Source organism: Agromyces sp. NPDC052230 (assembly GCF_040679595.1).
In the GTDB taxonomy this organism is placed as follows: Bacteria; Actinomycetota; Actinomycetes; order Actinomycetales; family Microbacteriaceae; genus Agromyces.
The window spans coordinates 22517-38384 of sequence record NZ_JBFAVC010000007.1 but is presented as its reverse complement, the minus strand read 5'-3'; the positions used below and the strand labels follow the sequence as shown (position 1 = coordinate 38384).

Sequence of the window (15868 nt, the reverse complement as noted above, 5' to 3'; positions counted from 1 at the left end):
TGAGGCATTCGTTGGCCGACGTCAGTGCCGGCCCCCCACGAGGAAGTCTGTCGCCTCGCGGTCCCGCGGTCATCGGTGCGCATCCCCGGTATGTGGCAGCAGCGTTAGGGGGTCGCGCTGCGGGGTCGGGTAGGGGGTATAGGGGGACGGCCGGCGTCGACGATCAGCCTGCGGAGCGATTCTCGTCTTCGTCGTCGAGCACGAGACGGAGACGGGCGAGCAGTTCAGATCGGGTGCTGACGCCCAATCGCCGCCGGATCCGGGCGATGTGGTGTTCCGCGGTGCGGGGTGAGATGAAGATGGCGCTGCCGATCTCCGCGTAGGTCTTCCCCTCGAGCACCAGGCGTGCCACCTCGCGTTCCCGCGCGGTGAGGCCCGAATCGTCGGGCCGGTCGCTCTCGGACGCGTCGTCGGAGTCGCGAGGCCCCTCCTCGAGATGGTGGTCCGCGTGCAGGCCTCGGGCCAGGGCGAGGAGCTGCAGCGTGTCCGCGTGCTCCGCCGCCCGACCTGCGGCGTGTCCGGCGAGCCGGCCCGCATCCCAGCGGTATCCGGCCGCGGCGAGTTCGCGCACCGCTCGCTCCACCGCCGGCACGTCGACCTGGCCGGCGAGGGCGGCGGCCCAGACGCGGCCCGCTTCCGCCAGCGTCTTCGAGACCCGGTTCGCGGATGCCGCGTCCACGAGCGCCTCCGAGTGGTGCTCGAGTCCGGCACGATCCTCACGGAGGATCGCCGACTGGATGCCCGCCCAGTGCAGGTTCATCGACCACGAGGCAGGCCGGCCGGCCCGCGCGAGCAGTTCCCACGCGGCCGCAAGCGGCTCGTCGACGAGATGCGATTCGTGCACGCGTGCCGCGGCGATGACGAGTTCGGCGAGTGCCGGGAGCTCGATGAGATCGACCGGCATGCGGGCGATCGTCTGCCGCGCGGCTCCCCACGCCCGCACCAGGTTCGCGACGTCGTCGGTGCGGCGGGCGAGGCCGATGCGGACGGCGTGGGCGAGGACCTCGGAATGCAGGCCGAGCGGACGCTGGGACTCCACGACGCCCGCGAGCAGGGCTCGCGCGCGGGCGGGCCGATCGGCTCGCAGTTCGATCAGCGCCTCGGTGAGGCGCAGCCGATGCCGGAACGCCGGTCCGCCCTGCACAGCCTCGCCGGCGGCGTGCAGCACCTCGGCCGCGATGCCGAGCTCGCCGGCGTTGACCGCGACGTGTGCGGCGAGCACCGCCGGCACCTCGGGCAGCGGAATCGTCTCGCCGGATTCGTTCATGAGGCTCGAGGCCTGGAGCAGCGCCGAGAGTCCACGGTCGGCGGCTCCCTCGAGCGCAGCGATCATGCCCTCGGCCATCAGGGAGACGGCCACCTGCGAGGAGCTCGGATACTCGAGGGTGGGCGCCGCGGCAAGCGTGTCCCTGGCGCGTCCGACCTCACCGACCGCCGCGAAGCAGACGGCGGCGAGCGATGCTGCGCCCCACGCGCCGGCGTCGTCGAGGCCGGCATAGGCGGCGGCAGCGCGCCCGAGCATCCCCTTGCGAGCCCACGCCGCCGCCGCCACGTTCAGCGCGCGCGGAAGATCTGGATGCTCGGTACCGGCCAGCACCTCGTCGACGAGCCGCTCCGCGGTGCGGACGTCGCCGGCCGACCAGGCGGCCTGGGCTCGCCTCCCGGCGATCGGTGCCGCGTCGGCGCCGGCCTCGATCGCCGCCGAGTAGTGACGCCAGGCCTCCACCGGATCGCCGAGCAGCAGTTCGTCGCCACGGTCGACCAGCGCGCGTGCCACCCGCGGATCGCGGAATCCGCCACCGGTGAGTCCGAGCGCCGAGTCGCCGAGGGGAAGACCGGCCGCCTCCATGGCGTCGACGAGTTCGTGGCGCATCCCCCAGAGCTCGTGCGCCGGAGTGCTCTGCAGGAGGCCGAGTCGAACGATCGGCAACGGTGTTCCGTCGGCGGAGACCAGACCCGACGCCCGGCATTGGGACATGCGCGCGTGGAGGTCGGTGCGGCTGAACCGGGGTGCCGTGGACAGCACGGGGCCGGATGACGCGAATCCGACGGTGAGTGCCAGCAGGAAGTCGAGGAACTCCTGGTCGTGTCGGTCCAGTCGGTGCCGAAGTCGCTCGAGGAGCGTGCTCGGCAGCGCGCCGGCCTCACGTGGGTCCCACCCCTCGTCGCGGACAGCCGTGACGACCAGGTCGACCATCCGGGGATTCCCGCCGGCGAGTTCGGCGATGCGTTCAGCGAGCCCGTGCGGCGGCGCGTCGCCCAGCAGTTCGCTCGCCCGGACTCGGACCTGGGTCGGCGAGAGTGGGTGGAGCAGCAGATGCGGGCGTTGCCGGCCGAGTCGCTCGACGATCCCCGCAGCGAGCGGCGATCGCGGCCACGCGCGGAATGCGGCGATGACGTGCGGTCCGTCGTCGACGACGAGCGCGGACAGCCGGGCGAGGTCGTCGTCACCGAGGCGTTCCAGGTCGTCGACCAGGAGCGTCATGCGGCGGCCATCGGAGGCGACGTGCGCGAGCGCATCGAGCCCGACGGCGACGTGCCCCCCGTCCTCTTCGAGCGCGGCGGCGATCTCGCGGAGCAACGTCGTCTTGCCTGAACCGCCCGGGCCCGTGATGCCCGCGTGCACCGTCGCCTCATCGTCGAGGATGTTCCGCAGCCACGCTGCAGACTCCTCCCACCCGACGAGCCCCGTGTTCCGCCGCCCGGCCGACGAGCGCGGCTCCGTCATGGGGTCGGGGCGGGCGACTCGGTCGGCTCGGGCGAAGGTGCGGGCTCGGGTGCGGGCTCCGGTGCGGGTTCGGGTGCGGGCTCCGGTGTCGGTTCGGGTGCGGGTTCGGGTGCGGGCTCCGGTGTCGGTTCGGGTGCGGGCTCGGGCGCGGGCTCCGGTGCCGGTTCGGGTGCGGGCTCCGGTGCCGGGGTCGGCTCGGGTGCCGGTGCGGGCTCCGGTGCGGGGGACGGCTCCGTTGCGGGGGAGGGTGCCGGATCCACGACGGGGTCCGCCGAGGTGGAGGGGTCGGTGGTCGATGCGGGCGGAGCATACGTCGTTCCGGAACTCTCGCGAGGTGCGGTCGCCGTCGCACCCTCGCTGCTGCCGGACGGTTCCTCGGCGTCCCGTGTGAACGGATCGAGCGCACTGGCGAAGGGCGGTTCGAACTGTGGTTCGAACGGCGGCGCGAGCGGGGCATCGGCGCCCGCCAGGGGCGCGGTTCCGATCGCATAGCGGCCCGCGAAATCTCCGTTGAGGAGCGCCGGCCCGCCCGTTCCGCCGTCGCCGGGCTGCTCCTGCGTACCGATCGCGAGCGGCGTGATGGGGATGATGATGGCGAGCACGGCCGCGACGACCCCGGCCAGCACGGTCGCTCGAAGCCCCAGCGACATGCGATGCCATTCGAGGACTCCGGGGGGCGCCGCCGACGGCGCGGCGCCGGATGCGATTGCGGCGGCATCCGTCGCCTCGGTTTCGACGTTCTCGGCCGCGACGGCGACGAACGGTTCGAGCCTTCCCGCGGCGGCGACGGCCGCGCCCAGGCTGATCGACGCCTTCGGGTCGGCATCGACGGCGACTGGCAGTTCGAGCTCGGCAGAGACGAGTTGGGCGACCGCCGGGATGCGCGAGGATCCACCGATGAGCAGCACGGTGGCGACCTCCGACGCGTCCAGCCCGGCACGGTCGATGGCGCGGCGCAGCGTGTCGATGGTGCTCCTGAGTGACGCGTCGATCATCTGCTCGAATTCGGGCCGCACGAGACGGACGCGCGTATGGCTACCGGGGAGGAGCAGCGGCACGGAGGTCTCGGCATCGAACGAGAGGGCTTCCTTCGCGTCGGTGCATTCGCGTCGCACCCGTGCGAGTGCGAGCGCCGACTCGGGCGCTCCCTCGTCGAGGCCGGCGAACGCGGCGGGCACCAGTGACCTCACGTGTTCGAAGATCCGCTGGTCGAAGTCGGCGCCGCCGAGGCGCTCGATGCCGGCCGGGGCGCCGATCACATGGAAGGCTCCGTCATCCTGCTTCCGCAGCAGGGCCACGTCGAACGTGCCGCCGCCGAGGTCGTACACCGCGATGGTGTCGCCGGTCGCGGCCTTCTCGCGGTCCAGGTAGTGCAGGCCCGCGGCTTCCGGCTCACTGACGAGTTCGACGTTCGCGAGCCCGACGCCGGCGAGCGCGGTGCGGATGCGTCCGAGCCGATGCTCCCCCCACGATGCGGGGTGCGACACGGCGACGACGGCGGGGGCGGAGCCCTCGTGCGCCTCGGCGCGTTCGACGACCCACTGCGCGACCACGGCGAAGATGTCCTCGGCGGCCACGCTGAGGCCGCCGACGATGATGGGCGTCTCGTCGCCGATGCGTCGCTTGAATTCGCGCACCACACGGTCGGGTTCGTCCATCGCCCGACGTTCGGCCATCTCGCCGACGATCACGCCGCCGTCGTCGCCGAGGTACACGACGCTCGGCACGGCGGCTCGGCGAGTGCCGAGCTCGAGCGGCTCGTGGGACATCGACCCGTCGGCGCGTCGGCGACCGATGGCGGCAGCCGTGAAGCTCGTGCCGATATCGATGCCGAGCACGTACGACGTCACGTTTCCCCCTTGTGATCGCACGCCGGCCCCATCGCCCCCCAGCGCACCGATCACCTGCGAGTATTCCCCCGGCACCCGGGATGCGGCAACCCCTTGACGCACCCTCCTTTGGGGGACAAGTGCCCATTTCGGGGTACAGCCGCCACGGGTCGGCGCGCCATACTGAGTGGATCATGGAACGCGCACCGAGGGGGGTGGTGGCGGCCGTGGTCGGCTCCGTGCTGGCGGCGGTCGCCCTCAGCGGTTGCGGAATGTCGCTGTTCTTCCCCGTCGTCGAGGAGTCCACGCCGTTCCCGCAGGAGGTCGACCCGTCGATCGAGCCCTACTACACGCAGGTCCTGCGGTGGGACCAGTGCGGTGAGTTCCAGTGCGCCACGGCCACAGCACCGGTGGACTGGGACGACCCCACGGCCGGCGACATCGAGCTGGCGCTCATTCGACAACCGGCTGAAGGGGATCCGATCGGATCGCTCCTCGTGAACCCCGGCGGCCCGGGCGTTTCGGGGTACGACTTCGTGGCGGAGTCGCTCGACACCGCGGTGACGGAAGCGCTCCAGGACCGCTACGACATCGTGGGGTTCGACCCGAGGGGGGTGGGCCGGTCAACGGCCGTGACCTGCCTCGAGAACGATGACCTCGATCGCCTCCTGTACGGCAGCGCGGCGGGCTCCCGGGGGAGCGACACCTGGCTCACCGCGCAGAACGAGCGCACGCACGCGTTCGGGCAGGCGTGCCTGACGAAGACCGGTGCACTGCTCGCCAACGTCGACACGGTGAGCACCGCCCGGGACCTCGACATGCTGCGCGCGGCGCTCGGGGAGGAACACCTCGACTACCTCGGATTCTCGTACGGCGCGTACCTCGGCACCGTGTACGCCGGCACGTTCCCCGACCGGGTGGGGCGGCTCGTGCTCGATGGTGCGATCGACCCGGCGCTCGGCGACGCGCAACTCACCCTGGGGCAGGCACAGGGCATCGAGGCGGCGCTCCGGGCCTACCTGACCGCATGCATGCCGGCCGGAACCTGCCCGTTCCAGGGCACCGTCGACGATGCGATGGCGATGATCCGGGGCATCCTCGACGCCGTCTCGAAGAACCCGATCGCGTCGACCGACGGGCGACTGCTGAACGCCGACACCCTGCTCATCGCCATCGCGGCACCGCTCTACGACGCCGCGACGTGGCCGGCGCTCGACACGCTCTTCAGCACCGTCATCACCGGTCAGGCGGAGTTCGCCCTGACGGTCGCCGACGGATACTTCGGGCGCACACCCGAAGGCGAGTACGAGGGCAACCTCATGGAGGCCCTTCGCGCCGTCAAGTGCCTCGACTACCCGGCGCAGAACAGCGTGGCGGTGATGAAGGAGCAGGGCAAGGCACTGACCCAGGCGGCGCCCTACCTCGGCCCGTACCTCGCCTACGGCGACCTCGCGTGCCTGTCGTGGCCGTTCCGCTCGGAGCACACGCCCGCACCGATCGCCGCGCCGGGCGCCGCTCCGATCCTCGTCCTCGGCACCACGAACGACCCGGCGACCCCGTACGGCTGGGCCGTGGCCGTGGCATCCCAGTTGGAGAGCGGGGTGCTCGTGACTCTGCAGGGCGAGGGGCACACGGCGTTCAATGCGGGCAACGCCTGTGTCGACACGACCGTCGAGCAGTACCTGGTCGACGGTGTCGTGCCACCGGCGGACGTCGTCTGCTGACGACCGGTCCGTGCGTTGACCCGACGCGCGCGGAGGGCGCACAATCGGAGGGCGCATCCCTCGCGCAGGATCAAGGTGTGTCATGGCCGACCAGCAGGTGGGGCAGGATCAGCGCCCATACGACGACGTGCTCGATGCCGCCGAGCGGCACGCGAAGGCGTGGCTCTCGGGCCTCCGTGAGCGACCCATCCCGCCCCGGCTCGGAGCCGACGAGATCAAGATGCGGCTCGGCCGCACCCTTCCCGAGACGGGTGAGCCTCCCGTCGAGGTGATCGAGCGGCTCGCCGAGGGTGCCGAGCCCGGGCTCATGGCCATGGGGTCGCCGCGCTTCTACGGCTGGGTTATCGGCGGCACGCAGCCGGTCGCGCTCGCCGCGGACTGGCTGGTCTCGGCCTGGGACCAGAACACCGGGCTGCGCACGGTCACGCCTGCCACGGTCGCCGCCGAGGAGCTCGCCGAGGAATGGCTCGTCGACCTGCTGGGCCTGCCCGAGGGCAGCCAGGTGGGATTCGTGACCGGCGCCACGATGGCGCAGTTCACCTGCATGGCCGCCGCGCGCGACTCGGTGCTCGCCGGTGCCGGCTGGGACGTCGAGACACAGGGCATGACGGGCGGCCCCGCCGTGCGCTTCATCGTGGGGGAGGAGCGGCACGGCACGGTCGATCTCGCCGGGCGGTACCTGGGGCTCGGCTCGCCGATCGTCGTGCCCGCCGATGCCGAGGGGCGCATCCGCGTCGACGCGCTGCGTTCCACGCTCGCGGAAGGCGAGGGGCCGGCGATCGTGCTGCTGCAGGCCGGTAACATCCACTCGGGTGCGTTCGATGACTTCGGGCCGGCGATCGAGGCCGCGCACGAGGCGGGCGCCTGGGTGCACGTCGACGGCGCGTTCGGCCTGTGGGCGGCCGCCGCCCCGGGCCTACGGCACCTCGTGGCCGGTATGGCCGCCGCGGACTCCTGGTCGACCGACGCGCACAAGACGCTGAGCGTGCCCTACGACTGCGGGCTCGCGATCGTGCGCGACGGGAGGCCGATGCAGCGTGCGCTGAGCATGCAGGCGAGCTACCTGCAGGCCACCGATGTCGGCGCCGACCCGCACGAGAAGGTGCCCGAACTCTCACGCCGAGCGCGCGGCCTGCCCACCTGGGCGGTGCTGCGTTCGCTCGGTCGCGAGGGCGTCGCCGCACTCGTGCAGGGCCTCGCGGATGCCGCGCGCGGCATTGCCGACGGCGTCGCCCGGCTGCCCGGGGTCGAGGTGCTCAACGACGTCGTCTTCACGCAGGTGTGCATCGCCCTCGACGACGACGCGACGACCGAGGCGCTGAGCCGCCGGCTCTGGGACGAGGGCGAGGTGCTCGCCATGACGTCGCGCTGGCACGACCGCGCCGTGGTGCGCTTCTCGGTGAGCAACTGGCAAACGGATGCCGCGGAGGTGCGCCGCACGGTCGACGCGGTCGAGCGGGCGCTCGCCGACGTGCGCGCCGACACGCGCTGACGCCGCTCACGGCGTCGGCGTCGGTGGCATCCGCTTGAATGGATTGATGGCGGAGGCGATGCGCGCGTTCTCGCCCGCGACCCGGGCGTGGTTCACCGAGTCCTTCACCGAGCCCACGGCCGTGCAACGCGAGGCGTGGGAGGCCATCGCGCGCGGCGACCACGCGCTCGTGGTGGCGCCGACCGGCTCGGGCAAGACCCTCGCCGCGTTCCTGTGGGCGATCGACCGGCTGCACGCTTCCGGGGCGGATGCCGCGACCACCGGCACGAAGGTCGTGTACCTGTCTCCGCTCAAGGCGCTCGGCGTCGACGTCGAACGCAACCTGCGGGCGCCGCTGGTCGGCATCGCCCGAACGGCGGCGGCGCACGGCTTCGACGTGCCCGAGGTGAGCGTCGGGGTGCGGTCGGGCGACACGCTGCCCGCCGAACGCCGGTCGCTCGTGACGCATCCGCCCGAGATCCTCATCACGACGCCCGAGTCGCTGTTCCTCATGCTCACCTCTGCCGCCCGCGAGACGCTGCGCGGCGTCGAGACGGTCATCGTCGACGAGATCCACGCGCTCGCCGGCGGCAAGCGCGGCGCGCACCTCGCGCTCTCGATCGAGCGCCTCGACGCCATCGCCGCCGCGCCCGTGCAGCGCATCGGGCTGTCTGCCACGGTGCGACCGCACGAGGAGGTGGCGCGGTTCCTCGCGGGCAACCGGCCGGTCAGCATCGTGGCGCCGCCGGCCGGCAAGCGGTTCGACATCCGCGTCACGGTGCCCGTCGAGGACCTCTCCGACCTGGCCACCGAGTCGGGCTCGGGGTCGATCTGGCCGCACGTCGAGGCGGCGATCCTCGACGAGGTGCTCGCGCACCGCTCCACCATCGTGTTCGCGAACTCGCGGCGGCTCGCCGAGCGGCTCACGGCCCGCCTCAACGAGCTCTGGGCCGAGCGCAACGCCGAGCCCGCGACGGAGCCCGTCGCCGAGCCCGTGCCGGTCGGGGCCGGCGACGCGCTCCTCGTCGCCGCCCCGCGCGCACCCGCCGAACTCCCGGGAGCGTCGGGCATCACCGCCGGTGCTGAGCCGGTGCTCGCCCGCTCCCATCACGGGTCGGTGAGCAAGGAGGAGCGTGCGCTCGTCGAGGCCGACCTGAAGGCCGGGCGGCTCCGCTGCGTCGTGGCCACCTCGAGCCTCGAACTCGGCATCGACATGGGCGCCGTCGACCTCGTCATGCAGGTCGAGTCGCCGCCCTCGGTCGCGAGCGGCCTGCAGCGCATCGGCCGCGCCGGCCACCAGGTCGGCGAGATCTCGAAGGGCCTCGTGTTCCCGAAGCACCGGGCCGACCTGCTGCACTCGGCCGTCGTCGCCGAGCGCATGGTGGCGGGCGCCATCGAGGCGCTCCGCGTACCCACGAACCCGCTCGACGTGCTCGCCCAGCAGACCATCGCCGCGGCCGCCGTCGACGAGTGGGACGTCGAGCACTGGTTCGAACTCGTCCGCCGCGCGGCACCGTTCGCAGGGCTGCCCCGTTCGGCGTTCGACGCGACCCTCGACATGCTCGCGGGCCGCTATCCGTCCGACCGGTTCGGCGAGTTGCGCCCGCGCCTCGTCTGGGACCGCGACGCGGGCACGATCGTCGGTCGTCGGGGCGCGCAGCGCCTCGCGGTCACGAGCGGCGGCACCATCCCCGACCGCGGGCTGTTCGGCGTCTTCATGATCGGCGAGGCCGGGCCAGGGCGGCGGGTCGGCGAGCTCGACGAGGAGATGGTCTACGAGTCGCGCGTGGGCGACGTCTTCGCGCTCGGCGCCACGAGCTGGCGCATCCAGGAGATCACGCACGACCGGGTGCTCGTGGCGCCCGCGATCGGGGAGCCCGGTCGCCTGCCGTTCTGGAAGGGCGACGGCATCGGGCGTCCGGCGGAGCTCGGCGAGGCCATCGGCGGATTCATCGCCGAGATCGCCGGCGCGCCGGCTGACGCGGCTCTGGCACGCGCGCGCACGGCCGGGCTCGACGAGCGCGCGGCATCCAACCTCGTCGCCTTCGTCGCCGACCAGCGCACCGCGACGCGCGCGGTGCCCGACGCCACGACCCTCGTGGTCGAGCGCTTCCGCGACGAGCTCGGCGACTGGCGCATCGTGCTGCACTCGCCCTACGGCATGCGCGTGCACGCGCCGTGGGCCCTCGCAGCGGGGGCGCGGGTGCAGGAGCGCTTCGGGGTCGACGCCAACGCCGTCGCCAGCGACGACGGCATCGTCCTGCGCATGCCCGACACCGCCGACGAACCGCCCGGCGCCGAGCTCTTCACGTTCGAGGCCGCCGAGCTCGCCGAGCTCGTGACGCAGCGCGTGGGCGACTCGGCGCTCTTCGCGTCCCGCTTCCGCGAGTGCGCGGCGCGGGCGCTGCTCCTGCCGCGGCTCAACCCCGGCCGTCGCTCCCCGCTGTGGCAGCAGCGCCAGCGCGCGTCGCAGCTGCTCGAGGTGGCGCGCGACTACCCCGACTTCCCGATCATCCTCGAGGCCGTGCGCGAGTGCCTCCAAGACGTGTACGACCTGCCCGCCCTCACCGCGCTCACCGAGCGCATCGCGTCGCGCCGGGTGCGTTTCGTCGAGGTGACCACCGAGACGGCGAGCCCGTTCGCGGCGAGCCTCCTGTTCGGCTATGTCGGCGCATTCATGTACGAGGGCGACGCGCCGCTCGCCGAACGCCGCGCGGCTGCGCTGTCGCTCGACCCCGGGCTGCTCGCCGAACTGCTCGGCACCATCGAGCTGCGCGAACTCCTCGATCCCGAGGTGGTCGCGGAGACCGAGCGGATGCTGCAGCGGGTCGTGCCCGAACGAGCGGCTCGCGGCGAGGAGGGCGTCGCCGACCTCCTTCGCGAACTCGGACCGCTCACCGCCGCCGAGGTCGCCGGGCGCACCGAGGAGGCGACGGATGCCGCGGCCGCGCTCTCCTCGCTCGTCGCCGCGCGACGCATCGCCGAGGTGCGCTTCGCGGGCGACACGTGGTTCGCGGTCGTCGAAGACCTCAGCCGCCTTCGCGATGCGCTCGGCGTGCCCATCCCGCCGGGCCTGCCGGAGGTGTTCGGTGAGCCCGTGCGCGATCCGCTCGGCGACCTCGTGAGTCGCTATGCCCGAACGCACGGCCCGTTCACCGCCGCCGCGGTCGCCGAGCGCTTCGGCATCGGGCAGGCGGTCGCGGGGTCGGCGCTCGCGCGGCTCGCGGGGGAGCGTCGCGTGGTCGAGGGCGAGTTCCTCCCGCACGGCGCCGGCGCCGAGTGGTGCGACAACGAGGTGCTCCGCCGCATCCGTCGTCGTTCGCTCGCGGCGCTCCGCAACGAGATCGAGCCCGTGGCGCCGCGCGAGTTCGCCCGGTTCCTGCCCGAGTGGCAGCACGTGGGCGCCAAGCTCCGCGGGGTCGACGGGGTCGCCGCGGTGATCGAACAGCTCGAGGGTGCGCGCATCCCGGCGTCGGCGTGGGAGTCCTTCGTGCTGCCCGCGCGGGTCGGCGACTACCGGCCCGACATGCTCGACGAGCTCACGGCGTCCGGCGAGGTGCTCTGGGCGGGCGCCGGTTCGCTCGCCGGCGACGATGGCTGGATCAGCCTGCACCTCGCCGACACGGCCGAGCTCACCCTGCCGGCACCCGCGGCCGCGCCACTCGACCCGCTCGAGACCGAGCTCCTCGCCACCCTCGGCGGCGGTGGCGGCTACTTCTTCCGCCAGCTCGTCGAGGCGATCGGCGCCACCGACGAGCAACCCGTCATCGACGCGCTCTGGCGGCTCGCCTGGGCGGGCCTCGCGACGAACGACACGTTCGCGCCCGTGCGCGGGCTGGTCGCCGGACGTGGTGCGCACAAGACGGCACCCGCGACGCCCCGGGCCCGGCTCCGTGGCCGCTCGCTGACGCGACGCGCACTCGCGGCCGACGTGTCGTCCTCGCGTGCGGCCGCCGCCCGGGCGATTCCGCCGCGCGTCGCCGGGCGCTGGGCGATCCTGCCGTTGGCCAGCACGCAGGCGACGCCGCGCGCGCATGCGCTCGGCGAGACGCTCCTCGAGCGCTACGGGGTGGTGACCAGGGGGTCGGTGATGGCCGAGGGCGTGCTCGGTGGATTCGCCCTCGCCTACCGCGCGCTGTCGACCTTCGAGGACACGGGCCGTGTGCGGCGCGGCTACTTCATCGACGGGCAGGGCGGGGCCCAGTTCGCCTCGACCGCCGCGGTCGACCGGCTGCGCGGTGCCCCGCGCGGTGCGGCCGTCGCGCTCGCGGCGACCGACCCCGCGAATCCGTTCGGTGCCGCGCTCGAGTGGCCCGAGACGGCCGACGGGGGCCACCGCCCGGCCCGCAAGGCCGGCGCATTCGTCGCGATCGTCGACGGCGAGGCGGTCTTCTACCTCGAGCGGGGCGGCCGCACGACGCTCGTCTTCACCGACGACGAGGAGGCACTCGCCGCTGCGGCATCCGCCCTCGCCGACGCGCTCGCCCGTGCGGGGTCGCCGAAGCTCCGTATCGAGACCGTGAACGGCGGCGGCGTGTACGGCTCGGTGCTCGACGCACCACTGCGTGCAGCGGGGTTCCGCGAGACGCCCAGGGGGCTGCGCTTCGATGCCAGAAGGTGACACCGTGCACCAGGCCGCGGGGCGGCTCGACCGCGCGCTCGCCGGACAGGTCGTGACGAAGAGCGACTTCCGGGTGCCGGCGTATGCCACCGTCGACCTCTCGGGCGAGACCGTGCACTCCGTGGCGGCCCGCGGCAAGCACCTGCTCATGCGCATCGGTGACGTGGTCGTGCACTCGCACCTCAAGATGGAGGGCGAGTGGCGGGTGCACCGGCGGGGGGAGCGGTGGCGGCGTCCGGCGCACCAGGCCCGCGTCGTCATCGAGACCCCCGCCGCGACCGCCGTGGGCTTCGACCTCGGCGTACTCGAGGTGTTCCCAGCCGAGGAGGAGGCCGGGCGCATGGCATACCTCGGCCCCGACCTCCTCGGGCCCGACTGGAACGCCGACGAGGCGGTGCGGCGCATCGCCGCCTCGCCCGACGCGCCGATCGCCGTGGCGCTGGGCGAGCAGCGCAACCTCGCCGGGCTGGGCAATGTGTACGTCAACGAGCTGTGCTTCCTGCGCGGGCTGCTGCCCACGCGGCCGGTGTCCACCGTCGACCTGCCGCCCGTCGTCGACCTCGCGAGCCGGGTCATCCGCGCCAATCGCGGGCGCATCTCGCGCACGACCACCGGCGTCGACCGTCGCGGTGAACGCCTCTGGGTCTACTCCCGCGGCGGCGAGCCGTGCCGGCGATGCGGCACCCGCATCGAGCACGGGCGGCTGGGCCGCAACGACCTCGAGCTGCGCGAGACGTACTGGTGCCCGAACTGCCAGCGGTGACGGCCGAGCCGGGAATCGGTCGGACCCCGAGATCGGCGCTCGATCAGCCGTATCCTTACCCCGATGCCCCTCATGATCTCCGTCGTCGTGCCCTCCTACAACGACGCCGTCATGCTCGAACAGTGCCTCGATGCGCTCGGCAGGCAGACCCGGCCCGCCGACGAGATCGTCGTCGTCGACAACTGCTCGACCGACGCCACCGTCGACGTCGCGCGCGCGGCGGGCGCGCGGATCGTGACCGACTCGCTCCCCGGCATCCCCGGGGCCACCGCCGCCGGCTTCGACGCCGCGGTCGGCGACGTGCTCGGTCGTCTCGACGCCGACACGATCCCGCCGACCGATTGGGTCGAACGCATCGAGCGCGCCTTCGCCGACGACCCCGACCTCGACGCACTCTCGGGTCCCGGCAGGTTCTACGGCGGCACGTCCCTGGTCCGCTGGTACGCCGAACACGTCCACATGCCGATGTACTACCGCTTCGTCGCGTGGGTGCTCGGGCACGGCGTGCTGTACGGCTCGAACCTCGCGATCCGGGCGTCCGCGTGGCGCGTGCTTCGTGAGCACGTGCATCGCGATCTCGCCGACGTGACCGACGATCTCGATCTCACGATCAACCTGCAGCCCGGTATGGGCGTGCGCTTCGATCCGACGCTCGTCGTCGAGGTCTCGGCGCGGCCGTTCCGCAGTTGGGCGCGGAACAACACGGCGGTGCGGATGGCGCGCGACACCGCCCGCATCAACGGCCGCGAGATGTCGTTCCTCGAGCGCCGGCGGGCCTGGGTCGCGAGCCGTCGCGCTACGTGACCGGGCCGGTCCACTTCTCGCCCGGACCCTTGCCGATGGGGTCGGCGATGACGGATGCCTCGCGGAACGCGAGCTGCAGCGAGCGCAGGCCGTCGCGCAGCGACCGCGCGTGCACGTCGCTGATCTCGGGTGCTCCGGCGGTGATGAGCCCGGCGAGCGCGTTGATGAGCTTGCGGGCCTCGTCGAGGTCGAGCTGCTCGTCGGGAGCGTCGGCGAGGCCGACCTTCACGGCGGCGGCGCTCATGAGGTGCACGGCGGCCGTCGTGATGATCTCGACGGCCGGGACCTCGGCGATGTCGCGGGTCGCGCCCTCGACGGTGGACTCGTCTGAACTGTTGCTCACAGACATCCTCTGTTAGACTACTGCGGGCCCGGGGCCAGTCCCCGGTACGAAAGTGGAGTTCCTCCCACCCGCGCATACCGCTTCATCAAGGTTACCGGGTCGATTGCCCTCCGCTTCCACGTCGCTGAGCAGCCAGCACAGTACGGGAAGTAGACAGGGGGCCGTAGTGCCGCACGGTGTGAGTCCGTGCGAGTCTGCGTGGATCTTCCGCTCTCGTCGACGGGCGGCATCCGCCTCCCGTTCGAGCAACAGCTTGAGTAGAGGAGTACACGCATCAGCGATCCCCGTACCAATGACCGTATCCGCGTTCCCGAGGTCCGCCTCGTGGGTCCCGGCGGAGAGCAGGTCGGCGTCGTGAAGATCGAGGTGGCCCTGCGGCTCGCGCAGGAGGCCGATCTCGACCTCGTCGAGGTCGCACCCAATTCGAAGCCGCCGGTCGCCAAGATCATGGACTACGGCAAGTACAAGTACGAGGCTGCGCAGAAGGCGAAAGAGGCCCGGCGCAACCAGGCGAACACGATCCTCAAGGAGGTTCGGTTCCGTCTCAAGATCGACAAGCACGACTACGAGACCAAGATGAAGCGCGCCGTCGGCTTCCTGAAGACCGGCGACAAGGTGAAGGCGATGATCCTCTTCCGCGGGCGCGAGCAGTCGCGTCCCGAGATGGGCGTCCGCCTCCTGCAGCGCTTCGCGGAAGACGTGGCGGAGTTCGGAACGGTCGAGCACAACCCTACGATCGACGGCCGCAACATGGTCATGGTCATCGCGCCCCTCAAGAACAAGTCCGAGGCGAAGGCCGAGGCGAATGCACAGCGTGCTGCGGCGAAGGCCCGGCCGGCGGCGGATGCCGCGGGCGAGACCGAGTCGCAGACGGCCGAAGCCACCGAGGCGTAGGCCAAGCACCCCCGTCCGCCACCCCGTGGCGGCAGAACCAAGGAGACACACGAGATGCCGAAGCAGAAGACCCACTCCGGGTCCAAGAAGCGCTTCAAGATCACCGGCAGCGGCAAGATCAGGAAGCAGCAGGCCGGTATGCGCCACAACCTCGAGGGCAAGTCCTCGGTGCGCACCCGCCGCCTGAACCAGGACAAGGTGCTGTCGGCGCCCGACGCCAAGGTCGTCAAGAAGCTTCTCGGCCGCTGAGCCGGCAGCATACATCGCCAATTCAGGCCCGTAAGGAAGAAACAGAGTCATGGCAAGAGTGAAGAGGGCGGTCAACGCCCACAAGAAGCGCCGGGTCATCCTCGAGCGCGCCGAGGGGTACCGCGGTCAGCGTTCGCGTCTCTACCGGAAGGCGAAGGAGCAGGTCACCCACTCCCTCGTCTACTCCTACAACGACCGCCGCAAGAAGAAGGGCGACTTCCGTCGCCTCTGGATCCAGCGCATCAACGCGGCGTCGCGCCAGAACGGCCTCACGTACAACCGCTTCATCCAGGGCCTCGCCCTCGCGGGCATCGAGGTCGACCGTCGCATCCTCGCCGAGCTCGCCGTGAACGAGCCCGCGACCTTCACGGCGCTCGTCGAGAGCGCCAAGCAGGCGCTCCCGTCCGACACGTCGGCTCCGAAGAGCGCGGCGTAAGCACCC

General features: G+C 72.3%; 11 protein-coding genes. 8 read left to right on the top strand and 3 right to left on the bottom strand.

What is annotated here, in order from left to right; genetic code table 11:
• Nucleotides 1-163 precede the first annotated feature (163 nt).
• Together AB0K73_RS15460 and AB0K73_RS15455 are read right to left on the bottom strand one after the other, a co-directional pair.
• Complete coding sequence (locus AB0K73_RS15460; protein WP_360515405.1) at nucleotides 164-2728, bottom strand: LuxR C-terminal-related transcriptional regulator; 2565 nt, start codon at nucleotides 2726-2728, stop codon at nucleotides 164-166.
• Entirely contained in the window at nucleotides 2725-4578 is a 1854-nt protein-coding gene (locus AB0K73_RS15455) for an Hsp70 family protein (RefSeq protein WP_360515408.1), read from the bottom strand. Before AB0K73_RS15455 ends, AB0K73_RS15460 begins: the two co-directional genes overlap by 4 nt.
• 173 nt (nucleotides 4579-4751) lie before the next feature.
• Here AB0K73_RS15455 and AB0K73_RS15450 point away from each other — a divergent pair, with 173 nt between their 5' ends.
• The 5 genes from AB0K73_RS15450 to AB0K73_RS15430 all read left to right on the top strand — a co-directional run bounded on the left by AB0K73_RS15450 (nucleotide 4752) and on the right by AB0K73_RS15430 (nucleotide 13940).
• Nucleotides 4752-6281 (top strand): alpha/beta hydrolase, encoded by a 1530-nt coding sequence (locus AB0K73_RS15450; RefSeq protein WP_360515411.1) that lies wholly within the window; start codon nucleotides 4752-4754, stop codon nucleotides 6279-6281.
• A gap of 82 nt (nucleotides 6282-6363) precedes the next feature.
• Nucleotides 6364-7773, top strand: a complete 1410-nt coding sequence (locus AB0K73_RS15445; protein WP_360515414.1) for a pyridoxal-dependent decarboxylase — start codon at nucleotides 6364-6366, stop codon at nucleotides 7771-7773.
• Between the two features lie 46 nt (nucleotides 7774-7819).
• Nucleotides 7820-12373, top strand: coding sequence for an ATP-dependent helicase (locus AB0K73_RS15440; protein ID WP_360515417.1), 4554 nt, complete (start codon nucleotides 7820-7822; stop codon nucleotides 12371-12373).
• Nucleotides 12360-13136, top strand: a complete 777-nt coding sequence (locus tag AB0K73_RS15435; protein ID WP_360515420.1) for a DNA-formamidopyrimidine glycosylase family protein — start codon at nucleotides 12360-12362, stop codon at nucleotides 13134-13136. The genes AB0K73_RS15440 and AB0K73_RS15435 overlap by 14 nt, the downstream gene beginning before the upstream one ends.
• A 63-nt stretch (nucleotides 13137-13199) precedes the next feature.
• Nucleotides 13200-13940 (top strand): glycosyltransferase family 2 protein, encoded by a 741-nt coding sequence (locus tag AB0K73_RS15430; protein ID WP_360515423.1) that lies wholly within the window; start codon nucleotides 13200-13202, stop codon nucleotides 13938-13940.
• Here AB0K73_RS15430 and AB0K73_RS15425 read toward each other — a convergent pair.
• On the bottom strand, nucleotides 13933-14283 hold the full coding sequence (locus AB0K73_RS15425) for a DUF1844 domain-containing protein (RefSeq protein WP_360515426.1): 351 nt from the start codon (nucleotides 14281-14283) through the stop codon (nucleotides 13933-13935). The two genes, AB0K73_RS15430 and AB0K73_RS15425, sit on opposite strands and share 8 nt — an antisense overlap.
• A 273-nt stretch (nucleotides 14284-14556) precedes the next feature.
• Here AB0K73_RS15425 and infC point away from each other — a divergent pair, with 273 nt between their 5' ends.
• From infC to rplT, 3 genes are read left to right on the top strand one after another with little or no spacing between them, the layout of a single operon-like run.
• Nucleotides 14557-15177, top strand: coding sequence for a translation initiation factor IF-3 (infC, locus tag AB0K73_RS15420; RefSeq protein WP_360515525.1), 621 nt, complete (start codon nucleotides 14557-14559; stop codon nucleotides 15175-15177).
• A gap of 54 nt (nucleotides 15178-15231) precedes the next feature.
• Nucleotides 15232-15426 (top strand): 50S ribosomal protein L35, encoded by a 195-nt coding sequence (gene rpmI / locus AB0K73_RS15415; RefSeq protein WP_360515429.1) that lies wholly within the window; start codon nucleotides 15232-15234, stop codon nucleotides 15424-15426.
• 49 nt (nucleotides 15427-15475) lie between these two features.
• Nucleotides 15476-15862, top strand: a complete 387-nt coding sequence (gene rplT, locus AB0K73_RS15410; protein WP_360515432.1) for a 50S ribosomal protein L20 — start codon at nucleotides 15476-15478, stop codon at nucleotides 15860-15862.
• Nucleotides 15863-15868: the final 6 nt, after the last annotated feature.